At 61.0% G+C, this 25096-nt stretch carries 25 protein-coding genes; 24 read left to right on the top strand and 1 reads right to left on the bottom strand.

Features of this window, described 5'->3' with window-relative positions; all coding sequences use genetic code 11:
* The first annotated feature begins 43 nt into the window (after positions 1–43).
* From IGW03_RS13575 to IGW03_RS13520, 12 genes are all read left to right on the top strand, one after another.
* On the top strand, positions 44–1489 hold the full coding sequence (locus tag IGW03_RS13575) for a PAS domain-containing sensor histidine kinase (protein ID WP_228535466.1): 1446 nt from the start codon (positions 44–46) through the stop codon (positions 1487–1489).
* Between the two features lie 9 nt (positions 1490–1498).
* Positions 1499–2149 carry a response regulator gene (locus IGW03_RS13570; RefSeq protein ID WP_194723102.1) on the top strand — a complete coding sequence of 217 codons (651 nt, stop codon included), beginning with the start codon at positions 1499–1501 and terminating at the stop codon, positions 2147–2149.
* A 143-nt stretch (positions 2150–2292) separates the two neighbouring features.
* Entirely contained in the window at positions 2293–4131 is a 1839-nt protein-coding gene (locus tag IGW03_RS13565) for a GGDEF domain-containing protein (protein ID WP_228535464.1), read from the top strand.
* A 161-nt stretch (positions 4132–4292) separates the two neighbouring features.
* On the top strand, positions 4293–5768 hold the full coding sequence (locus IGW03_RS13560; RefSeq protein WP_228535462.1) for a pyridoxal phosphate-dependent decarboxylase family protein: 1476 nt from the start codon (positions 4293–4295) through the stop codon (positions 5766–5768).
* A 375-nt stretch (positions 5769–6143) separates the two neighbouring features.
* Positions 6144–8042: a flagellin N-terminal helical domain-containing protein gene (locus IGW03_RS13555; protein ID WP_194723101.1), complete on the top strand. Its 1899-nt coding sequence runs from the start codon at positions 6144–6146 to the stop codon at positions 8040–8042.
* A gap of 70 nt (positions 8043–8112) precedes the next feature.
* Positions 8113–8490: a flagellar protein FlaG gene (locus tag IGW03_RS13550; RefSeq protein ID WP_194723100.1), complete on the top strand. Its 378-nt coding sequence runs from the start codon at positions 8113–8115 to the stop codon at positions 8488–8490.
* Between the two features lie 91 nt (positions 8491–8581).
* Positions 8582–10960, top strand: a complete 2379-nt coding sequence (gene fliD / locus IGW03_RS13545) for a flagellar filament capping protein FliD (protein WP_194723099.1) — start codon at positions 8582–8584, stop codon at positions 10958–10960.
* Positions 10961–10972: 12 nt separating this feature from the next.
* Positions 10973–11458 carry a flagellar export chaperone FliS gene (gene fliS, locus IGW03_RS13540; protein ID WP_194723098.1) on the top strand — a complete coding sequence of 162 codons (486 nt, stop codon included), beginning with the start codon at positions 10973–10975 and terminating at the stop codon, positions 11456–11458.
* Between the two features lie 4 nt (positions 11459–11462).
* A complete protein-coding gene (locus IGW03_RS13535; RefSeq protein WP_194723097.1) occupies positions 11463–11801 on the top strand; it encodes a flagellar protein FliT in 339 nt (112 codons plus the stop codon).
* Between the two features lie 5 nt (positions 11802–11806).
* Positions 11807–12952: a flagellar hook-length control protein FliK gene (fliK, locus tag IGW03_RS13530; protein WP_194723096.1), complete on the top strand. Its 1146-nt coding sequence runs from the start codon at positions 11807–11809 to the stop codon at positions 12950–12952.
* Positions 12939–13238, top strand: a complete 300-nt coding sequence (locus tag IGW03_RS13525) for an EscU/YscU/HrcU family type III secretion system export apparatus switch protein (RefSeq protein WP_194723095.1) — start codon at positions 12939–12941, stop codon at positions 13236–13238. Before fliK ends, IGW03_RS13525 begins: the two co-directional genes overlap by 14 nt.
* 21 nt (positions 13239–13259) lie before the next feature.
* Positions 13260–14030, top strand: a complete 771-nt coding sequence (locus IGW03_RS13520; RefSeq protein ID WP_194723094.1) for a flagellar brake protein — start codon at positions 13260–13262, stop codon at positions 14028–14030.
* Between the two features lie 139 nt (positions 14031–14169).
* Here IGW03_RS13520 and fliE read toward each other — a convergent pair whose 3' ends face one another.
* A complete protein-coding gene (gene fliE, locus IGW03_RS13515; protein WP_194723093.1) occupies positions 14170–14523 on the bottom strand; it encodes a flagellar hook-basal body complex protein FliE in 354 nt (117 codons plus the stop codon).
* Positions 14524–14784: 261 nt separating this feature from the next.
* Here fliE and fliF point away from each other — a divergent pair, with 261 nt between their 5' ends.
* The 12 genes from fliF (at position 14785) to fliQ (ending at position 25089) form a co-directional block, all read left to right on the top strand.
* Positions 14785–16500: a flagellar basal-body MS-ring/collar protein FliF gene (gene fliF / locus IGW03_RS13510; protein WP_194723092.1), complete on the top strand. Its 1716-nt coding sequence runs from the start codon at positions 14785–14787 to the stop codon at positions 16498–16500.
* Positions 16493–17488, top strand: a complete 996-nt coding sequence (fliG, locus tag IGW03_RS13505; RefSeq protein WP_194723091.1) for a flagellar motor switch protein FliG — start codon at positions 16493–16495, stop codon at positions 17486–17488. Before fliF ends, fliG begins: the two co-directional genes overlap by 8 nt.
* A gap of 101 nt (positions 17489–17589) precedes the next feature.
* Entirely contained in the window at positions 17590–18273 is a 684-nt protein-coding gene (fliH, locus tag IGW03_RS13500) for a flagellar assembly protein FliH (protein WP_194723090.1), read from the top strand.
* Complete coding sequence (gene fliI, locus IGW03_RS13495) at positions 18270–19670, top strand: flagellar protein export ATPase FliI (RefSeq protein ID WP_194723089.1); 1401 nt, start codon at positions 18270–18272, stop codon at positions 19668–19670. The genes fliH and fliI overlap by 4 nt, the downstream gene beginning before the upstream one ends.
* Before the next feature lie 29 nt (positions 19671–19699).
* Positions 19700–20140 carry a flagellar export protein FliJ gene (gene fliJ, locus IGW03_RS13490; protein WP_194723088.1) on the top strand — a complete coding sequence of 147 codons (441 nt, stop codon included), beginning with the start codon at positions 19700–19702 and terminating at the stop codon, positions 20138–20140.
* 7 nt (positions 20141–20147) lie between these two features.
* Positions 20148–21425, top strand: coding sequence for a flagellar hook-length control protein FliK (locus IGW03_RS13485; RefSeq protein WP_194723087.1), 1278 nt, complete (start codon positions 20148–20150; stop codon positions 21423–21425).
* A gap of 167 nt (positions 21426–21592) precedes the next feature.
* Positions 21593–22129 carry a flagellar basal body-associated protein FliL gene (gene fliL / locus IGW03_RS13480; RefSeq protein ID WP_194723086.1) on the top strand — a complete coding sequence of 179 codons (537 nt, stop codon included), beginning with the start codon at positions 21593–21595 and terminating at the stop codon, positions 22127–22129.
* 4 nt (positions 22130–22133) lie between these two features.
* Positions 22134–23135 (top strand): flagellar motor switch protein FliM, encoded by a 1002-nt coding sequence (gene fliM, locus IGW03_RS13475; RefSeq protein ID WP_194723085.1) that lies wholly within the window; start codon positions 22134–22136, stop codon positions 23133–23135.
* Positions 23128–23544 carry a flagellar motor switch protein FliN gene (gene fliN / locus IGW03_RS13470; RefSeq protein ID WP_194723084.1) on the top strand — a complete coding sequence of 139 codons (417 nt, stop codon included), beginning with the start codon at positions 23128–23130 and terminating at the stop codon, positions 23542–23544. The genes fliM and fliN overlap by 8 nt, the downstream gene beginning before the upstream one ends.
* Positions 23541–24026: a flagellar biosynthetic protein FliO gene (gene fliO, locus IGW03_RS13465; protein WP_194723083.1), complete on the top strand. Its 486-nt coding sequence runs from the start codon at positions 23541–23543 to the stop codon at positions 24024–24026. Before fliN ends, fliO begins: the two co-directional genes overlap by 4 nt.
* 21 nt (positions 24027–24047) lie before the next feature.
* Positions 24048–24800, top strand: coding sequence for a flagellar type III secretion system pore protein FliP (gene fliP / locus IGW03_RS13460; RefSeq protein WP_323744966.1), 753 nt, complete (start codon positions 24048–24050; stop codon positions 24798–24800).
* Positions 24801–24819: 19 nt separating this feature from the next.
* Positions 24820–25089: a flagellar biosynthesis protein FliQ gene (gene fliQ, locus IGW03_RS13455; RefSeq protein WP_194723082.1), complete on the top strand. Its 270-nt coding sequence runs from the start codon at positions 24820–24822 to the stop codon at positions 25087–25089.
* Positions 25090–25096 lie beyond the last annotated feature (7 nt).

Raw genomic sequence — 25096 nt, 5'->3', positions numbered from 1 at the left:
GAGACTGGAACACGACAAAAATGCAAAAGGAAGAAAGTTCGACATGATGCTGCAGGCGGAATGGCTGCCTATTGTGATGCAAGGCTCGTTCAGCGAAATCTACGTTGCGGACTGCCGCACGCTGAAACTGCTGCATGTCAACAAGGCCGCTCGCGACAACCTGCGCCATGACGAAGCCGATCTGGACCACATGCACTTGCTGGATATTGCACGGACGCTTTCGCGTGACGCGCTTGAACGTGCCCTGCTTCCGCTGCACGAACGGCAAGCCGAGCATGTCGATCTTGAAACTGTCCATACCCGCAAGAATGGATCGAATTATCCGATCGAGCTAAAAATTTTTCACTGCACCGCGGCTGCGGAACCGGTCTACGTCATCATCGGCAACGATCTCAGCGCCCGCCTCGCCTCAGCGGATGCGCTCAGCGCCAGCGAAACGCGGTTTCGCGCCATCGTCTCCAATACGCCGGGACTGGTCTACCAGTTCCTGCTGCGGCGCGACGGCAGCATTGCCTTCCCCTATCTCAGCGACGGTTGCCATGCCCTGCTTGGCCTCCATGCCGAGGAGTTGCGCGCCGACTCATCCCTGTTCCTGCAGCTGATCCTGCCGGAAGACCGGCCTGCCTATCTCGAATCAATGCAGTCATCCGCCGCGGAGATGAAGGCATGGAACTGGGAAGGACGCCTCTGGATAGAAAAATGGCATGACATCAAGTGGATCAACCTGCGGTCCACTCCGCGCGAACTGCCCGGCGGCAGCGTGCAGTGGGAAGGCATCATGACCAACATCACCGCCGGCAAGCTGGAGCAGGAAGAAATCCGGCAGTCGCGGGCCCAGCTCGCGGAGCTGTCGGCGCATGTGGAAACGGTCAAGGAAAAGGAACGCACGCGCATCGCGCGCGAGATCCATGACGACATCGGCGGCAATCTCACCGCCATCAAGATGGCCGTGGCCCGCATCCGCAAAAGCCTGCCGGCCGAAGGGACTGACCTGGCCGAAAAGACCGACTATGTCGATTCGCTGGTTGACCGCACCATCGAAGCCGTCCACAGGGTCTCCGTCGACCTGCGGCCGGGCATTCTCGATTTCGGGATCGTCGCGGCCATCGACTGGCAGGCCAAGGAGTTCGAAAAGAACACCGGCATTCCCTGTGCCTTCTCGTCGAGCAAAAAGGATATCAGCCTGCCGTCGGGCCAGTCGACCGCATTGTTCAGGATCTTCCAGGAAGCGTTGACCAATGTCGCCAAACATGCCGGCGCCACGCAAGTCACGGTCAGGCTGCTGCTCACCAACCGCAGCGTCAAGCTGCTGATCGCCGACAATGGCCGGGGCATTGTCGAAGCCGACCGCATGAAGCCGAAATCCTTCGGCATACGCGGCATGATGGAACGCGCCAGCGCCCTCGGCGGTCAATTGACGGTGTCCAATGCGGAAGGCGGCGGCACCGAACTCGAGTTGCGCATACCGCTTGCGCAGGAACAGGAATAATTGAGCAACATGACTGCCCAGAATCCGATCCGAATCATCATCGCCGACGATCACGCGATCGTGCGCGAAGGCTTGAAGCAGATTCTCGCCGACAGCGCCGACATGGTCGTCTCCGGCGACGCTGAAAATGGAGCGGACGCGATCAAGCTGGCGCGCAGGGGTGATGCCGACGTGCTCCTGCTCGACATCTCCATGGCCGACCGCAGCGGCATCGATGTGCTCAAGCAGGTGAAGAAGGAAGTGCCGAAGCTGGCGGTCCTGATGCTATCGATGCATCGCGAAGACCAGTACGCGATACGTTCGCTCAAGGCCGGCGCGGCCGGTTACCTCAACAAGCAGAGCGCCCCGGCGGAACTGGTCGATGCGATACGCCAGGTGGCCGGCGGCCGCAAGTACATCAGCGCCGCACTGGCGCAGGAACTGGCCAATCAGGTCGGCGACGAGAACCGGGCCGTGCCTCCGCATGAAACTCTGTCGGACCGCGAATACCAGACCCTGATCATGATCGCCTCGGGCAAGACCGTCAGCGACATCGCCGGCGAACTCTCGCTCTCGGTCAAGACCATCAGCATGTACCGCTCCCGCCTCTTGCAAAAAATGAAACTGCGCCACAACGCCGAGCTCACGCATTACGCGATCAAGAACCAGTTGGTTGAGTAAGCCAACCGCGCCGCACCCTTCTCCATCGTTGCTTAAATCGCAAAGTGCGATTTTTTTAATCAGGCCAGTGCACCGGGCGGCTTTCCCGCGAGATACTATGGCAACCTGCCGCAATCATTTCGATGCCCGCGACGAGAGCCTCCATGCAAGACAAAGACAAGAAACCGGAAACGCAGACTCCCGCCGACATTGCGCGCGAAACGTTTCGCCGCCTTGCGATGCGCCGGGTGGCGCCGACGCCCGAGGCCTATCGCGACGTCTATGAGGAAATCGCGGGCGCGGCTTCCGAACCGGGCCCAGAAAAAATGCTGGCAGAATTTGCCTCCAGCCTTTCCAAGCTGACCCCGGAGGCGGCCGATCTTGCCGCCGACTTCGCACTGGCGCTGCAGAAGCGCGACTGGCAGGAATACGGAAACACGCTGGCGAAACTGGCGGCCATTCATCTCGCTCCCGGCGCGATGGAATCAGCGACGGCCGCCACGGCTTCTGCCTCCAGTTCGGCCGCTGCAGCAGTCACCACTTCCGGCAAGCCGGAAACATCTTTCAGGAGCGCAGGCATTCCCCTGGTTGATAAGGAACCGCAGAAAACCACTTCCGGCCGCGGAATACCGCTGGTGGAAGATACGCCTCCGGCAAGCCTGAAAAGCGCCGGCATCCCGCTGGTCGACGAGGCGCCGCGGACAAGCCTGAAGAGCGCGGGCATTCCGCTGGTCGATACGCCCGCTCCCCTGGCGGCGCTGGTACCGCCTTCCATCGCTGCCCCTCCCGCACCGGAATCAAAGCAACTCGGCATGCTGCGGGATCTGCTGGTGCGCACGCTGACGCTGGCGCTCGGCTCGCTGCTGCGCAAGGCCCCGGACCTTGTCGAGGAATCGGAAATGCTCGCTTCCTCGACCCGAAACGCAAACACCGAACCCGCACTCCAGAACATCAGCGCACGGCTCAAGCAGCTCTGCTTCAAGATCGAACTGCGCGCCGACGATCTCGCAGAGGAGCACGAACTGCTGCTGCGCCTGTTCCAGCTGCTGCTGGAGAATGTCGGCGAACTGCTGGAAGACGACTCTTGGCTGAGCGGCCAGGTGGCCAACGTGCAGGATCTGCTCGCCGGCCCGCTCAGCCGCAGCGCCCTGCTGGAAGCCACGCGCAGCCTCAAGGAGGTGATCTACAAGCAGGGCGTGCTCAAGCACAGCCTCAAGGAAGCCAAGGTCACGGTGAAGAACATGATGATCACCTTCATCGACCGGCTTGGTGCGGTGGCCGCCACCACCGGCGACTTCCATGAAAAGATGGGCGGCTATACGCAGAAGATCAGCCAGGCGCAAAACATCATCGAGCTCAATGCCATCCTCGACGACATGATGCGCGACACCCGGTCGGCTCAGGCGGAAGCACTGCGTTCACGCGAAGAAATGATGGCCGTGCGCCAGGAAGTGCAGGAGGCGGAAAACCGCATCCATGAACTGGAATCGAAGCTGCAGGAGATGAGCGAACTGGTGCGCGAAGATCAGCTTACGGGCAGCCTCAACCGCCGCGGACTGGACGACGCCTACGAACGCGAAGCCGCCCGCGCAACCCGCCGCAAGACGCCGCTGTGCGTCGCCCTGCTCGACCTCGACGATTTCAAACGCCTCAACGACACCTACGGCCACACCGCCGGCGATGAAGCGCTGATTCATCTGGTGCGGGTGATCAAGGATACGCTGCGCAGCATGGACGTGATTGCGCGTTTCGGCGGCGAAGAGTTTCTGGTCGTGCTGCCGGAAACTCCGCTGGAGGAAGCGGTCCAGACCGTCACCCGCATCCAGCGCGAGCTGACCAAGCAGATTTTCATGTACGACAACCAGAAGCTGCTGATCACCTTCAGCGCCGGCGTGGCGCTGCGGCGGGATGACGAAGAGCAGACCGAGCTGATCAAGCGGGCCGACGAGGCCTTGTATGAAGCCAAGCGGGCCGGAAAGAACCGGGTCGTAGCCGCACCATAGTCTTCAGTCCTGATCGCGGGTCAATCGACACCCGCATTGCCATTTTTTCCACACATCTCCCGATACGACGCAAGAAAATCGCTGAAAGGGCATTATTCCCTTTTTGCGTTTTTGGCGAAACGCCGATAATGCACGGCGTATCTGCCATTCTGTAGAACATCATGCAACAAAAACTCGAATACTCGCTCGACCCGGACAACTGGGACGAACTGCGCACCCAAGGTCATCGCATGCTGGATGACATCATCGACTACATGCAGCATCTCCGGGAGCGCCCAGTCTGGCAGCCTGCGCCCGATGATGTGCGCAATGCTTTCCGGGAGCCGCTGCCGCAAGGTCCGACGGCATTGCAGGAAGTGCACCAGACCTTCATGCAGAACATCCTCCCCTATGCGATCGGCAATGCGCATCCGGGCTTCATGGGCTGGGTGCAAGGCGGCGGCACGCCCGTCGGCATGCTGGCGGAAATGCTTGCCGCCGGCATCAACGCGAACGTCGGCGGACGCAACCAGATACCGGTGGAGGTCGAACGGCAGATTCTGCGCTGGGTCAGGGAGCTGTTCAGCTTCCCCGAAGATGCGAGCGGCATCTTCGTCACCGGCACGTCGATGGCCAATCTGATCGGCGTGCTGGTCGCAAGGACGAAAGCCCTTGGCGTCGATATACGCAGCACAGGCCTGCAAAACAGCGGCAAGCGCCTGGCTGCCTACACCTCGGTCGCCGCCCACGCCTGCGTCGCCCAAGCCTTCGACTTGTCAGGCTTGGGCACCAACGCGCTGCGCCTGATACCGACCGATGCGCAGGGCGAGATGGATATCGAAGCGCTAAAACGCGTGATCGCCAAGGACCGCGAGCATGGTTTTACGCCCTTCTTCGTCGCCGGCACGGCCGGCACGGTCGATACCGGCGCGGTGGACAAGCTTACCGTGCTGGCCGACATCGCCGAACAGGAAGATCTCTGGTTCCACATCGACGGCGCCTACGGGGCGCTTGCCGTGATGGCGCCCGACATCGCCCCGCGCCTTGCCGGCATCGAACGCGCCGATTCGATTGCCTTCGACTTTCATAAGTGGGCGCAGGTGCAGTACGACGCCGGCTTCATCCTCGTGCGCGACGGTGCGCTGCACGAAGCGACCTTCGCCGCGCCGGTTGCCTACCTGGCCCGCGCGGAACGCGGCATGGCCACCGCCTCCCCGCCCTGGCCCTGCGACTTCGGCCCGGACCTGTCGCGGGGATTCCGGGCGCTCAAGACCTGGTATGCGATCAAGACCTATGGCATCGATGGCCTGGGCAAGGTGATATCGGGCGGCTGCGCGTTGGCGCAGTACCTGAAGCAGCGCATCGAAGCCGAACCCGCACTAGAACTGCTTGCTCCCGTTTCACTGAATATCGTTTGTTTCGGCTACCGCTGCTGCGAGGGCGACGCAGACCGGGTCAATGCCAATCTGGCAATAGCGTTGCAAGAGTCGGGTATCGCCGCGCCCTCCACCACAACCATCAATGGCCGCTTGGCGATACGCGCCGCCCTGTTCAATCATCGCAGCACCACGCAGGATGTCGACGCGCTGATCGAGGCCACCCTTCGCTTCGGGGCGGACGAAGTTCAGAATATCAAAGGATATGAAAAGGTGGCGTGAAGCCTGCAAGGACTAAAAAACGCTGAAGCCGCCTTAACGGCACGGCGATCCGAAACTTTAGGGGCAACGCATGTTGCCCCTTTTCTTTTCCGGGATAAGGTCGATTTCTCCCATTGGACAAGTGCCCTCCATCGATAAAAGCAGCAGAAACTCCATGTCTGGCTCTAAAGATTTTTCCGGACAAGCCGAATAAGCAGGCATCCGGCGAGAGTACGGATGGATCTGAAAAATAATTGAAAAAAGTCCTAAAGCTTTTTCAGACCCATCCGATAAAGAACTCAACAGCGGTTCAAACAGCCCGACAAACTGGGGTGAACCGAAGTTGAAAAACTTGAGCCGGATACCTCGGCCCCCAGTACATACAGGAGAAATACCATGGCTGCATTTATTAATACCAATATCTCGTCTCTGAATGCGCAGCGCAACCTGAACTCGTCCCAGGGCGCTCTTGCCACTTCGCTGCAGCGTCTGTCCACCGGTCTGCGCATCAACAGCGCGAAAGACGATGCTGCTGGCTTGGCGATTTCTGAGCGTATGACTTCGCAGATCCGTGGTTCTGATCAGGCAGCGCGCAATGCGAATGACGGCATCTCCCTCGCCCAGACTGCTGAAGGCGACCTCACCCAGATAGGCAACAATCTGCAGCGAATGCGTGAGTTGGCAGTCCAATCCGCCAATGCCACCAACTCGGCTTCTGACCGCGCTGCACTGAACAGCGAAGTGAAAGCATTGGCTGAGGAAATTGATCGCGTGGCTGCTAACTCGCAGTTCAACGGTGTAAACCTACTGGACGGTTCGTTCACAGCGCAAACCTTCCAAGTTGGCGCGAACGCCACATCAAATGACCAGATTTCGATCGCCTCAATTTCCAGCGCACGTACTTCCGCACTCGGAGGCGTCGGCACCAGCTATGCAGCCAAAACGTCCGGGACTGCCACTACCGGAGCCCTCGCTGCCGGCGACCTGACCCTCAACGGTTTTCAGGTTGGTGCATCGACCATCGGCGCATTGCCAGGCCAAAGCGCAGCCAGTGCCTCGTCTATCGCAAAGGCAATTAATGCCGTCTCATCAAGCTCAGGCGTAACTGCAACGGCCGACGTCAACAACGTCACAGGCGGCACTATAAGCAACTTCACGGCGATTGCTGCCGACACCTTTAGCATCAACGGCATCAATGTCGGTGCAGTGGCAGCTGGCACGAATGCTGCAGGTCAGGGCGCTAACGTGGCCGCTGCCATCAATAAGATCTCCAACCAAACCGGCGTGACTGCGACTGCTGACGCCGCGACTGGCGCGATCAAACTGTCCGCAGCCGACGGTCGCGACATCAGCATCGCGCTGAATGGTACGGCTGCTACGGCAACCGCCGCCGATGCCAACAAGACGACCTTCTTAGCACAAACCGGCCTGGCTTCCGGTGTGGTCGGCACGCAGGGTCACGAAGCAACTACAAGCGTTGCATCTGGTGCCTATACACAGGCGGCTTCAGGCACGGCAAGTGATGCTTTCCAGTTAAGTATTGACGGTGTTACGGTTTCGGATCGATTAGTTGGCCAAGCCACCGCAGCAAACCTTGACACAGACATCGACGCGTTCCTTGCATCCGCTCCAGGCGCGGGCTACACCAAGTCAGGCTCCATCGCCGGCGGAGACCTGCGGATCACGAAATCTGACGGTACGGCGCTCGCAATCGCAAGCTCTTTCTCGGATGCTGTAGGCTCAACTGCCGCCGCTGCTGGTGCAACAACTGGAGGCACGTTCGCAGGCGCAGGTTTCGTAGGCCCCACTGCGGCTGGCACCGGCACTGGCACAGTTGCTGGTGTCGCTGCCGACAACCACGGCACAATTAGCCTCAGTGGCAACAGCTCCAGCGGTATTGTCTGGGGTGGCGCAGCAGCCACTAAAGTGGGCCTCGCAGCTACAGGCTCCGAGAGTGCAACAGTGACATCCTCTGTTACCAGTATCGCTTCAATTGACGTTCTCACGGCCGAGAGCGCCGCCAAGGCCTTGAAAGCGATAGACGGTGCGCTCGAATCCGTCAGTACCTCTCGTGCTGCACTGGGTGCCTACCAGAACCGTTTCGAGTCCGTGGTCTCAAACTTGCAGACCAAATCTGAGAATCTCTCCGCCTCACGTAGCCGTATTCAGGATGCCGACTTCGCAAAAGAAACGGCCTCGATGACACGTGGCCAGATTCTGCAGCAGGCAGGTACCGCGATGCTGGCTCAAGCCAACTCGCTGCCTAACGGCGTGCTGAGCCTGCTCCGCGGCTAATCAGTTCAATAGTTAGCGCACAACCCGGCCGTTATCCGACGGTCGGGTTTTTCCCGTACTGGAGGACATCATGGATATCCGCCCTACCGCAACCGTATCCCCTACCGGGGGCATCTTGTCTGACAGACAGGCGCAGCTTATCGCCGCGGCGACCGCGCGCCCTGCCGCCGCGCCCGCCGAGCCAGTCGCCAGCGTCCAGCAGCCGTCGGCCGTACCCGACATGGAACAGCTGGGCCAGGCTGTCAAAGGCATCAATAAACGCTTGCAGGAGGCGAGTCCTCCCCAAAACGTGGAATTCGCGATCGACTCCGACAACAGCCGTGTCATCGTCAAGGTCGTTGACCAGAAAACCCGTGAAGTCCTCCGCCAGATGCCGTCCGAAGAGGCGCTGGAAATCGCTAAAGCGCTCGATTTGTCCAAGGGCTTGCTGATCAGCCAAAAGGCGTGACGCACTGTCGAACAGACAGGTAAATCTCCGTCTAAAGTCAGGATTGGCTCTGCCGTTAACAGGATAGAGTGCAACTTTCCACGGAGCGCAAATGGCCCTTTCATCCACCGGCATCGGTTCGAACCTTGACGTTGAAGGCATCGTCACGCAATTGATGGCGGTCGAGCGCAAGCCTTTGACCACGCTGGCGGCGAAACAGGCCAGCTTTCAGGCAAAACTCACCGGCTTTGGAACCCTCAAGGGCGCGATTTCCCAGTTCCAGAATGCTATGCGCGGCCTGACCGACCCGGCGAAGTTCCAGGGAATGAAAGTCACCTCGGCCGACACCGGCATTGCTTCCGTTACCGCTGCCGCAAACGCGGCTAGCAGCGCAACGCCGGGCAGTTATACGCTGGAAATTTCCAAGCTTGCTCAAGCCCAGAAAATGGTGGCTGCCGGTCAAAAGAGTGACAAGTCGCCCATTGGCAACGTCGCAACCGAAAGCACTCTGAGCTTTGACTTCGGCACCATCTCCGGCGGTACCTTTGACAGCGGCTCCGGAAAATACACGGGCGCCAGCTTTACCTCCAACGGTGCCGGGACGAAGACGATCAAGATCACTTCGACTAACAACTCACTTGCCGGCATTCGGGACTCCATTAATGCAGCTAATATGGGCGTCACCGCTACCATCGTCAACGATGGCGGCGACTCACCCTATCGTCTCGCATTGACTGTCAATGCGACTGGCAAGACCAACAGCCTGAAGATCTCGGTCGATGCCGGCGGCGATCCGGCGCTTACCGCATTGCTCGGACACGATCCGTCGAAGAATGTGGGACAAGGGTTTTCCGAAACAGCAACTGCGCAGAATGCGGAGTTCAAGGTTGACGGCATCTCCATCTCCAAGACCACCAATGCCGCAAGCGATGTGATCAGCGGCGTCAACCTCAATCTATCGAAAACCGGCGGCCCGACTACGATCACGGTTGCGCGCGACACAGCCGCGGCCACCACCGCGATTACCTCGTTTGTGACCAGCTATAACACGTTGGCCCAGAATTTGCGGGATGCAGGAGCCTATAACGCATCGACAAAGACCGCGGCCATCCTGAACGGTGAAAGCGCCCTGCGCTCGGTGCAGACGCAAGTACGTGCGATCCTGAACACGCCAATTGCAGGCGGCGACTCAGCCTATACCCTACTTTCGCAAGCAGGCGTCTCCTTCGAAAAAGATGGCTTGCTGACGCTGGACAGCGCCAAGCTGCAAAAGGCGATGGAAAAGAACTTCAGTGGCATCGCGGGCATGTTTGCTAGCGTCGGCAAGCCGAGCGACAGCCTGATAGCCTATAGCGGTACTACGCCAAATACCAAGCCTGGGGCCTATTCCATCACCATCGATCAACTGGCCCGGCAAGCAAACACGACTGCAGACGCGCCGACCAATGTACCGGTCACAGCCGCTATCACAGGTTCGTCGGCTGCCGAACTGAACATCAACAGCACGACCGATGCATTCGATATTGTCGTTGATGGCGTATCCGTTCGCGTATCGCCTTTGACGGCAGACTATACTACCGCTGAGACCGGGCCTGCGGCGCTGGCGGCAGCGCTCCAGAAGAGCATCAATGATGCATACACCGCAGCCGGCAAGTCTCCCCAAGTCACTGTTACCGAATCAGGCGGCGTCTTAAAGGTTACCTCCAATCTGACAGGAAGCGCCTCTTCCGTCAGTATCAGCGATAGCCCGGGAAAAACAAAGCTGTTCGGCGCCGCGCCGACCACGACATCCGGCGCAGATGTTGCCATCACCGGCAGCAATAACACGTTAGAAATTGATCTCGACGGCACCAAGGCGACAGTTACTCTCGATGATGGCAATTATTCCTATGCTGACCTCGCCGCCGCCATCCAGTCCAAGATCAACGGTACGGCGGGGTTCGTCGCTGCCGGTTCCTCTGTTGTCGTTTCTCAGACGGCAGGCGTACTGAAGATCACCTCAAGCCGATATGGATCCGCCTCTTCGGTGGCGATCACCGGCGGTACCGCGAGTACAAGCCTGTTCGGCACCCCGAAGACTGAAGCGGGATTGGATGTCGCGGGAAAAATTAACGGTGTTGCGGCAACCGGTTCAGGACAGATTTTGACCGGCGCAACAGGTAACGACGCCGAGGGCTTGGCGCTGATGATCAACGGCGGCACAACAGGCGATCGCGGAGCAGTCAACTTCACGCGCGGCTATGCCGTGCAGTTTGAAAAGCTCGCCGCAAGCCTGTTGAGCTCCGAAGGCCCTCTCACGGCGCGCACCAATGGCCTCGATGCCACACTGAAGAATCTTGAAAAAGAGAAACAGCGCATAACGGACAGGCTTGAGCAGACGGAAAAGAGATATCGCGCACAATTTTCGGCGCTTGACGTCGTGATCGGCAATATGAGCAAGACAAGTGCCTTCCTGTCGCAGCAGCTCGCCAACCTGCCCAAGATTGAGTAAAAGGAATCAGTAATGTTTGGATCGTCATCCAGTGGGGCCAAAGCCTACGCAACGGTCGGAGTCGAGACCGGCGTCGCCGCTGCAAGCCCGCATAAACTCATTGTCATGCTGTTCGAGGGCGCGATGGTTGCCATTACGTCCGCGATCCAGCATATGCAAGCTGGCGAAATCGCTCGCAAGGGAGAAGCCATCTCCAAGGCTATCACAATCATTGATCATGGCCTCCGCGCTAGCCTTGACAAGAAAGTTGGCGGCGAGGTTGCATTGAATCTTGATGCGCTGTATGAGTATATGAGCAGCCGTCTGGTCATTGCCAATCTGAAAAATCAGGTCATCATCCTTGAAGAGGTTTATCAGTTACTCAAGGGTCTTAAAGACGCGTGGGATGCGATTGCTCCATCAAATGCAGGCAGTATGCCCGCATCCCAGCCTACGCCCGGTGCCGCTGCGTACGATCCACTCGCGCCTCAAGCACCGTCTCGTTTAATGAAAGCTTGATCATATGGATAACCAAGAAATCATTTCTCTCTACGAGACTGTTGCAGACATTACCGATCAGATGCTGGCCGCCGCGCGTACCGGTGACTGGGAAAAGCTTGCCAGGCTTGAATCGCACTGCTCCAGCCAGGTCGAGATCATCAAGATGAATGATCAGCCGCGCGAGCCCCTTACGCCGTCCGCACGCGAGCAGAAGTCCCGGATCATCAAGAAAATCCTGGAAGACGATCGCCAGATCCGCGACATCACCGAGCCATGGATGGCTCGCTTGTCCGCCCTGATGAGGAGCACCGGTACGGAGCGCAAACTCGCCCAGGCCTACGGCGCCAACCAAGGTAACTGAACATCATGCTGCCGCGGGCGGATCTTAATCCTGGCGGTCCGCGGACAGACCTTGCCTCGTCCAGAGCGCCCGGTCCGGTAGCATCCGCCGCGCCCGTTGCTCCCGCCGGCGACGCAAGACAAGAGGTTTTCCGGCGGCTGACCCAGATTGCCGTCGGCAAGGAACTGCAGGCCACCGTTGATTCCATGCTCGACGACGGCACCTTTCTCGTCAGGGTAGCCGACACTGCCGCCCGCATGGCTCTGCCAGCGGGCACCAAGGCCGGCGACGTCCTGTCGATGACCTTTCTTGCCAGGGAACCGCGCCCGACTTTTCTGCTGAACCGCGAGGCAGGCAGCGCGCCTGCCACGCTCAGCAATACCGCCCGCCTGATCGGCACCGCACTCCATACCGCGGAACAGCACGGCAAGCCCACCGCGGTGCAGCCGCAGACGCCGCTTTTGCCCTCGCCCGCCACCGACCCTCAGCAGCTCGCTTCGGCCTTGCGCGAGGGACTGGACCAGAGCGGCCTGTTCTACGAATCGCATCTCCAGGAATGGACCAGCGGCTCGCGTAGCCTGGACGACATCAAACGTGAACCGCAGGCGCAGCAGGCCGGGCTCAAGCCGGGCGCTCAGGAGAACGGTACCGGACAGGCGCGCTTGCCCGCGCAGGCAGGCGAATCCGCAAACGGCGGCGACAAGCCGGTACTCCTGCCAAGAGATACCCAGCTGCTGACGGCCGGCACCCGTGCAACCGATGCTGACGTCATCGCCCGCAATGACATGCTTTCGCCGGCGATCGATCCTGAAGCCGCGCGCATGATCAGCCTTCAGCTCAACACGCTGGAAACCCACCAGATGCGCTGGCAGGGCGAATTGTGGCCAGGCCAGCCGATGGAATGGGAAGTCGGCGAAGACAAGCCCGAGCCGGGTCCGGCCGGAACGCAGGAACCGGTCTGGAACAGCAAGGTCCGCTTCGAACTCCCCCACCTGGGCGGCGTGTCGGCCAGCATCCGGCTGGTCGGCGGCAGCGTCCAGGTCCACGTCGATGTCGACAACGAGGCGGCGGCCGATACACTGCGCCGGCACGGCCGCGGGCTGGCGGAACGAATCGAAGCCTCGGGCGCCTCGCTGGAATCCTTCCTGGTAAAGCGCGATGAAAAACCCTAGCCTGACCCAGAACGCGGTCGCTCTCGCCTACCAGGCCGGCGACACGGCGCCCAGGGTGGTGGCCAAGGGCCGCGGCCTGATCGCCGAGGAGATCATCAAGCGCGCCCGCGAGCACGGCGTGTTTGTCCATGAGTCGAAAGAGCTGGTCGCCCTGCTCATGCAGGTGGACCTCGACCGCAGCATTCCGCCCGCGCTCTACAGAGTGGTAGCGGAATTGCTCGCATGGCTTTACCATATCGACGCAATCACACATACCGGAGACAAGGGACCCCATCCCCGTCCCTAGCTCCACTATTAGCAGATATCCATGGTATTCAATACGAAGTTCGGCACGGAGGACGTCAGTCCGTATCAGGTTCATTCCCGACGCGAGATCCTGAGTCTCCTGCGTGCCATGCAGGAGCGCGGTCAGCTGGTCAGCATGCAGTCCAACGGCGGCGCCGAAGCGGTGGTCACCTCGGTGCTGGAAGTCGATGAAGATGAAGGCACCGTCATCATCGACCGCGCACCGAGCAATCTTGTCAACCAGCGCATTCTGGAGAGCGACAACGTCTCGTTCGAGACGGTGCTCGACAATATCCGGATCATGTTTTTTTCCGATACCGTGAGCGAGTGCGTGTACGAGGACCTGCCCGCGCTTTGCATTCCCGTACCCATCACTCTCATCCGCCTGCAGAGGCGCGAGCACTATCGGGTGCCGACGCCGGTCGTCAATCCTTTGCGCTGCACCATCCGCATCCCGGCCGACGAGGCCTCCGGAACAGCCGCAGCGACGGTCATTGTGACGCTGAAGGACATCAGCGGCGGCGGTATTGGCATCATCGACGAAAAGAAGCAGCTGGACAGCACCGTCGGCAAGGTCTACAAGGAATGTCGAATCGACCTGCCGGGAAGCAGCCCGCTGGTCGTCGATCTGCAGATACGCAATTCCCATGAGCTGTCGCTCACCAGCGGCAAATCGATCCGCAAGCTGGGTTGCATGTTCGTCAAGCCGCCTCTGGCGATGCAGGCGGCGGTGCAGCGTTATATCACTAAGCTCGAGCGTGAACGCAACGCGAGAGCCACCGGGATGAGCTGATCCGGAACCGGAGCGCCGGACCGCTGGATTGATATTCCCTGAGCGGTACGCAATACCGCATCTCATTCATCCAGCATGCTGCGACAAAGCAAAACAGGCCGCTTCCGCGGCCTGTCTCGTCATTGAATCACAAGGTCGATTACACCTGCATATTCATGATGTCGTGGTAAGCCGACACCAGCTTGTTGCGGACCTGCACGGTCGCCTGGAACGCGATGCCGGCCTTCTGGGAATTGATCATGACATCCGACAGGTTGACGCTGTCGTCGCCGAGCACGAAGCGCTTGCTCAGCTCCTCCGCCTTTTTCTGGGCGCCGTTGACCTGGTCGAGCGAGGCCTTGAACACGCTGGCAAAGTCCACCTTGGCAGCGGGTTCGCCATCGGGAACGGCATCCTTGAGCGCCTTGACGCCGTTCTCGGGACGCGTGGCCGCAGCCTTGAGCTGCGCCATCATGGATTCAATGCGGCTGGTATCGATCATTCCGGTCTTCATGCATTCCTCGTCTGGACAAGGCAGCAGCGCATGTCTCGCCAACGGTCGGGCAAACATGCGGCGCAGCGCCATTTCTCACGGTGCCAAGGTAACACGCGAAAAGTCCAGCTTTTGAGGCAATTAGCGCAGGAAAGCACACGCTATTCCATCGATCAAATTTCCTCGGGGGGACGAGAATTCCACACTAAGGCGAAAACCCCGAATTGGTAAATCGAATATGAAGAATACTTATCTGAACGGCAAGAGCCCGAGAGGCGGATCATGGCGGTAGCCGGAGAGACAACGGCCGTCGTTCCCGCTGCGCCCACCGGCGTCGCCGGGTTCGTGCAGTCGCCGGCGGGACGCAACGTCTTGCTGATGGTCGGCGTGGCCGCTGTTCTTGCCGTGATGACCGGTGTCTGGCTATGGAGCCAGGCGCCGCAGTATCGCGTGCTGTTTTCGAATTTTTCCGACCGCGACGGCGGCGCCATCGTAGCCTCGCTGCAGCAAATGAACGTGCCCTACAAGTATTCCGACGGCGGCACGGCGATTCTCGTGCCGGAAAGCCAGGTGCACGACATTCGCCTCAAGCTTGCCTCGCAGGGCTTGCCCAAGGGCGGCAACGTGGGCTTCGAGCTGATGGAGAACCAGAAGCTGGGCGTTTCCCAATTCCTTGAACAAGTCAATTTCCAGCGCGCGCTCGAAGGCGAACTCGCCCGCTCCATCCAGGCGCTCGCCGCCGTGCAGGCCGCGCGGGTGCATCTCGCCCTGCCGAAAGCCTCGGTCTTCGTGCGCGACCAGCAGAAGCCCACGGCCTCGGTCCTGCTGAATCTCCATCCCGGCCGCGCCCTCGATCAGGCGCAGGTCAGCGCGATCGTTCACCTCGTCGCCAGCAGCGTGCCCGAGCTGCCGATCAAGAACGTCACCGTGGTGGACCAGAACGGCAACCTCCTGTCCGACACCGACAAGAAGCCCAACGGCAACGGCCTCGACCCGACCCAGCTGAAGTATGTGCAGGAAGTTCAGCAGAGCATCGTCAGGCGCATCGAATCCATCCTGACGCCTATCGTCGGCTCGTCCAATGTCAGGGCGGAAGCGACCGCCGATGTCGACTTCTCCAGCAGCGAACAGGCCGCCGAAATCTACAAGCCGAACGGCACGCCCGACAGCGCAGCCATCCGCAGCCAGCAAAGCAGCGAGTCGCGCAGCAACGAGCCGCTCAATGCCTCCGGCGTGCCGGGCGCCCTGTCCAACCAGCCGCCGGCACCGGCGACCGCACCGCTGAATGCGCCCGCCAGCGCGCCGGGCGCACAGGCGCCGGCCGGCCAGCAGGCGCCTGCCGGCCCGAGCAATGCGCAGAAGGACTTGACGGTCAATTATGAAGTCGACAAGACGGTTCGCTACGTGCAGCAGCCGATGGGCGGCGTCAAGCGCCTGACCGTCGCGGTCGTCGTGAATTACCGCAAGGTGGTCGGCAAGGACGGCCAGGTCACGATGAAACCGCTGACCGATGCCGAGAAGGCCCAGATCACCGATCTGGTCAAGGAAGCCATGGGCTTCAACAAGGACCGCGGCGATTCGCTCAATGTCGTCAACAGCCCGTTCGCGGGCGAAGACAAGCAGGCGGAACCCGAGGTGCCGCTGTGGAAGCGTCCCGAGGCGATCCCGCTGGGCATGACCATTGCGAAGTACTTGGCCGGCGCGCTGATCATCCTGTATCTCTTCTTCGCCTTCCTGCGGCCCTTGCTCAAGAAGGTGAAGGCCCAGCTGATTCCGCCTGAGGAAGTCAAGAAGATCGAGGAAGACGACGAGGATGCGATCGTCCGCATCGGCCAGAACCAGGAAGACGGCACGGACGAGACACAGCTCCTTGAACAGGAAGGCGCGAGCAAGCAGCGCAATTATCATGACAACCTGGAAGCGGCAAAGGCGCTGGCCAGGTCCGATCCTAAGATCGTAGCGAACGTAGTCAAAGCATGGGTAGGCGGAAATGAGTGAAGATGGCGTAATGAAGGGGGCAATCCTCATGCTCGCGTTGGGTGAGGAAGAAGCGGCCGAGGTGATGAAATATCTCGGCCCGCGCGAAGTGCAGAAGCTTGGCGCCGCCATGTCGACGATGAAATCGATCGCCAGCGAGCAGCTGGAATCGGTGCTGCAGGACTTCCGAGAGGAGACCGAGCAGAACACTTCCTTCGGGCTGGACTCGGATGAATATATCCGCACCGTGCTGACCAAGGCGCTGGGCGAAGACAAAGCCTCTTCCCTGCTCAACCGCATTCTCGGCACGCGCGACGCCAGCGGCATCGAAAGCCTGAAGTGGATGGATTCGCAATCGGTCGCCGACCTGATCCGCAACGAGCATCCGCAGATCATTGCCACCATCCTGGTTCACCTCGAGCGTTACCATGCCTGCGAAGTGCTGACGTTCTTCACCGAGCGCCTGCGCAATGACGTCGTGCTGCGTATCGCCACGCTCGACGGCGTTCAGCCCACCGCGCTGCGCGAGCTCAACGAAGTGCTGACCAAGCTCATGGCCGGCAACGAGAACCTGAAGAAGAAGCCCATCGGCGGCGTGCGTGCGGCGGCGGAGATTCTCAACTTCCTGTCCGGCGAGATCGAGCAGTCGGTGATGGACAATCTGAAGAATTACGACAACGACATGGCGCAGAAGATCATGGACGAGATGTTCGTGTTCGACAACATCATCGACATTGATGACCGCGGCATCCAGGTGCTGCTGCGCGAGGTGCAGTCGGAATCGCTGATCGTTGCGCTCAAGGGCGCCACGCAGGAATTGCGTGAAAAGATTTTCAAGAACATGTCGCAGCGCGCAGCGGAAATGATGCGGGAAGACCTGGAGTCGAAAGGTCCGGTTCGCTTGTCGGAAGTGGAAGCGCAGCAGAAGGAAATCCTGCAGATCGTGCGCCGCCTTGCCGACGAGGGCCAGATCATTCTCGGCGCCAAGGGCGACGACGCATTCGTCTGACGCATGCACTGCTCCAGCCGCTCCTTCCGCATCGCTGCGGTGCGAGCGGCCATGTCCTGTCATCTTGATTGCCGCGCCGCCGCGGCGCACCTGGAAGCATCATGAGTTCGACCATCATTCCGAAAGAACAGTTGTCCGCTTACCAGCGCTGGGAGCTGGCGTCGCTGGGCGACACTCGCCCTAGCGCCAGGCAGGAAGCCGCGCAGGCCGAGCAGCTGGCGGCCGAAGAGCTGGCACGCCAGCGCGAGGAAGCCCGCCAGCAGGGTCATGCGGAAGGCCATGCCGAAGGACGCAATGCCGGCTACGCGGAAGGGTTTGCGCAGGGAGAGGCCGATGCCCGGCAGGCGGCAGAAGCGGCGTTGCTGGAACAGCTGCAGCCGCTGCGCAGCATCGCCGAGACCTTCGGCGGCGCGGTGGAACGCGCAAACGAAACCGTCGCCTCCGACATGCTCGAGCTGGCGCTCGATCTGGCGAAGGCCATGCTCAAGACTTCGCTGAGCGTGCGGCCCGAGCTGGTGCTGCCGCTCGTGAGCGAAGCGATCCGTTATCTTCCCGTGGTACAGCAGCCTGCCCAGCTCACCCTGCACCCAGCCGATGCAGCAGTCGTGGCGCAGCACATGGGCGACGACCTGGCGCGCAACGGCTGGCGCGTGTCGGAAGATCCGCAGCTTGCCCGCGGCGGCTGTCGCATCGAAACCGCCAGCAACCAGATCGATGCCACGGCCGAGACGCGCTGGCAGCGCATCGCAGAAGCGCTCGGCAAGACCAACGGCTGGCTGGAATGAACGGCACGCATACCGAACGCTGGCAGGCCTACCTGCGCGACTGCCGCTCGCTTGCATCGATTGCCGAGCCGATGCAGGTGTCGGGCCGAGTCACACGTGTCGCCGGCCTTGTGATGGAAGCGGTCGGCCTGAAGCTGGCCGTCGGCAGCGCCTGCACCGTTCCGCTCAGCAGCGGAGCGAAGATCGAGGCTGAAGTGGTCGGTTTCGACAATGACAAGCTGTTCCTCATGCCGCAAAGCGACGTCGAGGGCGTGGTCCCCGGCTCGCGCGTCTTTCCGCTTGAAGTCGTGCAGACCCTGCCCCGCCCCGGGACCGTGGATCATCCCCGCCGCCGTCCCAGCGACCGCGGCAGGCATCTGCCTGTCGGCGAAGAATTGCTCGGCCGCGTGCTGGATGCCGCCGGCCGGCCGCTGGATGCTCTCGGTCCCCTCTATGCAGCGCACTCCGCGCCGCTCAACGTCCGCCCCGGCAATCCACTGTTCCGCGCCCCCATTTCCGAAGTGCTCGACACCGGCGTGCGCGCGATCAACAGCATGCTGACCGTGGGACGCGGCCAGCGCATGGGCCTGTTCGCCGGCTCGGGCGTCGGCAAGAGCGTACTGCTCGGCATGATGGCGCGCTATACCAGCGCGGATGTGATCGTCGTCGGCCTGATTGGCGAACGGGGACGCGAGGTCAAGGAATTCATTGAGCAGATCCTCGGCACGGTCGGTCTGGCCCGCTCGGTCGTGATCGCCGCGCCGGCCGACGTCTCGCCGCTGATGCGCCTCCAGGGCGCGGCCTACACCCACACCGTCGCCGAATATTTTCGCGATCAAGGCAAGAGCGTGCTGCTGATCATGGATTCCCTGACGCGCTATGCGATGGCCCAGCGCGAAATCGCCCTGGCCATCGGTGAACCGCCGGCGACCAAGGGTTATCCGCCTTCCGTCTTCGCTAAGCTGCCGGCGCTGGTGGAGCGGGCCGGCAATGGCAAGGAAGGCGGCGGATCGATTACCGCCTTCTACACGGTGCTGACCGAGGGCGATGATCAGCAGGATCCGATCGCAGACTCGGCGCGCGCCATTCTCGACGGCCATATCGTACTCAACCGAAGCCTGGCCGAAGCCGGCCATTACCCTGCAATCGATGTCGAACAGTCGATCAGCCGGGCGATGCACAACATCACCTCAGACCAGCACCAGAAGCTCATGCGCCGGGTCAAGCAGCTGTATTCGCGCTACCTGCGCAATCGTGACCTGATCAGCGTCGGCGCCTACAGCGCCGGTTCCGATCCGGTGCTCGACCAGGCCATCGCCTTGAATCCCAGGATCGAGGCTTTCCTGCAGCAAGACATCACCGAAAAATCTCCCATTGCGGAGAGCTTGGGGCAACTTGCCGCGCTTTTCGAGGGATGAGATATTGAGTTGCGGAACTATAATGAATCATGGCAAAAACTTCCGCTCTCGACACTCTTATCGAACTGGCAACGAACCAGACCGATGAAGCCGCCAAGCGGCTCGGCGTCGCCGTGCGCAATTGCCAGGACACCGAGCAGAAGCTCGGCCTCCTGATGCAATACCGCGACGACTACGAAGCCCGCCTCCGGACCGGCATGGCGAACGGAATGACCGCCATGGGATACCGCAATTTCCAACTCTTTCTTGAAAAGCTGGACACGGCCATCGCCGGCCAGCAGCAGATCGTCGACACCGCCAAGCGCCGCATCGTCGAGGAACGCAGCGCCTGGCAAAGCTCCGAGCGCAAGCGCATGTCCTACGGCACGCTGGCAGCACGCAAGGAAGCAGTCGAGCTGCGCAAGGAAAACAAGCGCGACCAGAAATTGATGGACGAGTACGCCAACCGCCTAGCCAACTATAAACGGTAGACCAGCCATGCAAACGTCACAGGTTACCAATCCCGCCAATCTCTTCACCGGCACGACGCCTGCAGGCAAGCCGGCGGACACGTCCAACGCGAATCCCGCGCAGTCCTTCGGACAGCTGCTGTCGCGCGAAGTGGCGGGACGCCAGCAGAACACGTTGCCCAAGACGCAATCCGCGCCCGCGCCGGCAAAGACGCAGCAGCCGGCTTCAGCCAATGCCTCGGCAACTTCCTCGGCCGCTTCCCAGCAAGCCGCCGCGCGCCCGGCCAGCGATGCAAGGCAGCCGGCCAAAGTCAAAGGCGCCGAGGAGAAGGACGCCGCCAAGGAAGATGTGTCGGATGCCAAGGCAAATTCCGCGGCGTCGCCCGACGACCTGCTCGCCATGGTGGCCGATCTGGTCCAGATGACAACGGCGGCGAGCACCGACGCAAGCGCCCTGGGCGAACAGCAGAACGACCAGGCCGCCGTCGACCCGGCCCTGCTGCTGGCGGCCTCTGGCATGCTGCGCCCCGAGCAGGCAGCCGCCCACCCCGAAAAGACAGAGATCGTGCCGGATGCGCACGCAGGCGGCAAGCCGCTCGCACTCGACGCGGATGCAGCAAGGGCCGGCGCGAAGGACATGCCGGCCGATCTGGCAGCAAGACCGGACACCGGTTCGGGCGCTGCGGAGGATCTGGCCAGTCTCGCCGCCAAGGGCCAGGAATTGTTGATGAACCCGGACAGCGATACGGCTCCGGCCAATTTCGGCGCGGCGCTGCAGGAAACGCAAAACCAGGTTCCGGCACCCATGCAGTCCATCCCGCAGATGGCGCACGCTGTCGGCCGTACGCCGGAAACGAAGGCCGCCGAGCGCCTGACGCCGGCCGTCGGCTCCGCCGGCTGGGACCAGGCACTCGGGCAGAAAGTGGTCTGGATGGTGACGGGAGAACAGCAGAGCGCATCGCTGACCCTGAATCCGCCCGACCTCGGTCCGCTGCAGATCGTACTGAATGTCAGCAATTCGCAGGCCAACGCAACGTTTACCGCCGCGCAGCCGGAAGTGCGTCAGGCGCTGGAAGCAGCCATGCCGAAGCTGCGCGACATGCTGGGCGAAGCCGGCATTCAGCTGGGCCAGGCCACCGTCAACAGCGGATCGCCGAACCAGCAGAGCCAGCAGAATCAGCAGAACCCGTCATTTGCATCGCGCCAGGGCCAGGGCAACGGAGAGAGCGGCGGAACAACCATCGTCAATGCGAGCCGGGCGGTGCCCTCTTCCGGCGGCACGGGCATGGTCGATACCTTCGTCTGAGCGCAACAACGGGCAACACCATAAGCGGCCGGCGGAGCGGCGACAGGATTTGAATCGGCTTCCTGCCTCTGTTCATCGCATCCAACATGCGGCCGCTTGACGATAATTCGTCTGGATACTCTGCAGCACATACCGACCCGCGCTGCGGGCGGGACTAAGGAAGAAACATGGCAACTGCCGCAAAAGCAAATGCAAAAGCCGTAGCCGCCGACGACGCCGGATCGGGCGCCGCGGGCAAGGGTTCGAAAAAGAAGCTGATCATCATCGTCGTCGGCGCCCTGCTACTGGCCGCCATCGGCGCGGGCGCGGCATGGTTCCTGATGGGTAAAAAAGGTGATCATGACGAGCATGCGGCAGCTCCGCCGGCGCCGAAGGTCGACCTGAGCAAGCCCCCGGTCTTCCTCCAGATGGAACCTTTCACCGTCAACCTGCAGCCCGAGAACGGCGAACAGTACCTGCAAGTGGCATTTACCCTGCAGGTCGCCGACCAGACGCAGGTGGAATACCTGAAGATGTACATGCCGCTGCTGCGCAGCCGCATTCTGCTTCTGCTGGGAAGCCGCAAGGCCTCCGAGATTTCGACCGCCGAGGGCAAGCAGAAGCTGCAGTCGGACATCCTCGCCGAAGTGACGAAACCCTTCGTGCCGAACGCAGCTCCGCAATCCGCCCACGGCGTGTTCTTCACTTCGTTCGTCATCCAGTAACACCATGGCAGACAATTTCCTTTCCCAGGAAGAAGTCGATGCCCTGCTCAAGGGCGTCACCGGCGACCAGGACGAGAGTGCGGCGCAGGAAGACGAATCCGGGATACGTCCGTATAACCTGGCCACGCAGGAACGCATCGTCCGTGGCCGGATGCCGACGCTGGAAATCATCAACGAGCGTTTCGCCCGCCTGCTGCGCATCGGGCTGTTCAACTTCCTGCACCGCAGCGCCGAGGTATCGATCGGCCCGGTGCGCGTGCACAAGTACAGCGAATTCATCCGCAACTTGGTGGTGCCGACCAACCTGAACCTGGTGCACATGAAACCGCTGCGCGGCACCGCGCTGATGGTCTTCGATCCGAACCTGGTATTTCTTCTGGTCGACAATCTCTTCGGCGGCGACGGCCGTTTCCATACCCGCGTGGAAGGCCGCGATTTCACGCAGACCGAACAGCGCATCATCCAGCGCATTCTCGGCATCGTGTTCGAGACCTATGCCAAGTCATGGGAACCGGTCTATCCGGTCGAGTTCGAATACGTCCGTTCCGAAATGAACACGCAGTTCGCCAACATCGCCACGCCCAATGAGGTGGTGGTGGCCACGACATTCACCGTCGAACTCGGCCCGGTCAGCGGCGAGATGCATTTCTGCACGCCCTACTCGATGATCGAACCGATCCGCGATATCCTCACCAGCAGCCTGCAGGGCGAAACGCTGGAAATGGACAAACGCTGGGTGCGGCTGATGACGCAGCAGATCCAGACGGCGGAAGTTCAGATCGTCGCCGATCTCGGAACGGCCAACACAACGCTGGGCGAGATCCTCAACATGAAGGTCGGGGATGTCATCCCGATCGCGATTCCGGAAACCGTCTCCGCCAAGGTGGACGGCGTACCGGTGATGGAATGCAGCTACGGAAAATTCAACGGGCAGTACGCGCTGCGCGTGGAAAAGCTGCTGACCTACAGCACGAACGATTTTATGCAAGGAGAAGACAATGGCTGACGAAAACGACCAGTCGAGCATGGACGACGACTGGGGCGCCGCGATTGCCGAACAGGCACAGGCGGAAGCCGCCGCAGCAGCCGCGAAGCAGGCCCAGGCAGCGGTATTCCAGGATTTCTCCAGCACTCCGGGCAAGTCCAGCACGAACAACGATATCGACTTCATCCTCGACATCCCGGTACAGCTGACGGTCGAACTCGGCCGCACCAAGATCGCCATCAAGAACCTGCTGCAGCTGGCCCAGGGTTCCGTGGTCGAGCTCGACGGCCTTGCCGGCGAGCCGATGGACGTGCTGGTCAACGGCTGCCTGATCGCCCAAGGCGAAGTGGTGGTGGTAAACGACAAGTTCGGTATCCGCCTGACGGACATCATCACGCCCTCGGAACGCATTCGCAAGCTCAATCGATGAAACTGCTTCGGCTTCTCACGGCTTTCACGCTGCTGGCCTGTTCCGCCGCTCATGCGGTAGCACAGGAAGCGGGCACCGCTGCTGCAAATGCTGTAACAGCGGCGACGGCGGCGTCGGCAGCCACTACCGCAGCCGCTTCGCCGGCATCGGCCGGCAGCCTGTTCCAGGTCCTCCTCGGCCTCGTTGCCGTTCTGCTGCTGATGGCCGGCGGCGTCTGGCTGCTCAAGCGCATGGGCGTGGCGGGAACGGCGAGCGGCAGCGTCGCGCGCGTGGTCGGCGGCGTCAATGTCGGAAACCGCGAACGCGTGCTGGTCATCGAAGTCGGCGACCAGTGGATCGTGGTGGGCGTTGCGCCCGGCCGCGTCAACGGACTCTCCTCCATGCCGCGCCAGGAGCTGGCGTCTACCGTGGAAATCCTGCCCGACAACAAGAATTTCGCCGCCTGGCTCAAGCAAACCATCGACAAGCGCAATGGCAAGTAACGCTCGCCGCGTACCTCCGAAGTGAAGACTGTTCTCAAGATCATTCCCCGCCTGCTTCCCCTCGCCTTGCTCGGCTTGCCGCTGATCGCCGCCGCGCAGACGGGCCTGCCGGCCGTGACAAGCACCCCGGGACCGGGCGGCGGTCAGACTTATTCCCTCAGCCTGCAGACGCTGATCCTGCTGACGGCGCTCACTTTGCTGCCGGCTGCGCTGCTGATGATGACAAGCTTCACGCGCATCATCATCGTGCTGTCGCTGCTGCGCCAGGCGCTGGGCACGCAGACCGCGCCGCCCAACCAGGTGCTGATCGGCCTGGCGCTGTTCCTGACGCTGTTCGTCATGGGCCCGGTGCTCGACCGCGTCTATACCGATGCCTACCAGCCGCTGTCGGAAAACAAGATCACCATGAACCAGGCGCTGGAGCGCGGCGTGGTGCCGCTCAAGAGCTTCATGATGAAGCAGACCCGCCAGTCCGACCTCGCGCTCTATGTGAAGCTGTCCAACACGCCGGCGCTCAATGGCCCGGAAGACGTGCCGCTGCGGGTGCTGGTGCCGGCGTTCATCACCAGCGAGCTGAAAACCGCCTTCCAAATCAGTTTCGCCATTTTCATTCCCTTTCTCATCATCGACATGGTGGTCGCCAGCATATTGATGTCGATGGGCATGATGATGATGTCGCCGGCGATCGTATCGCTGCCCTTCAAGCTGATGCTGTTCGTGCTGGTCGACGGCTGGCAGCTGCTGATCGGCTCGCTGGCTCAAAGCTTTTACTAATACCTATTAAGGATCAGCAATGACTCCAGAGAGCGTTATGACAATGGGCCGCCAAGCGATGGAAATCACGCTGATGGTGGCGGCGCCGCTGCTCATCGTAGCGCTGGCCGTCGGTCTCATCGTGAGTATTTTTCAGGCGGCGACTCAAATCAATGAAGCGACACTGTCTTTTATTCCCAAACTTGTCGCAATCTTCGTCACCATGATTGTTGCCGGGCCATGGATGCTGACTGTCATGATGGATTACATGCGACAGATGTTCTCGAATATTCCAAGCATGGTTGGCTGAACTACAA

The organism is Noviherbaspirillum malthae (assembly GCF_015352985.1).
Lineage (GTDB): Bacteria > Pseudomonadota > Gammaproteobacteria > Burkholderiales > Burkholderiaceae_D > Noviherbaspirillum > Noviherbaspirillum malthae.
Note: the sequence above shows the minus strand (reverse complement) of the source record. Positions and strands in the feature narration are given on the sequence as shown.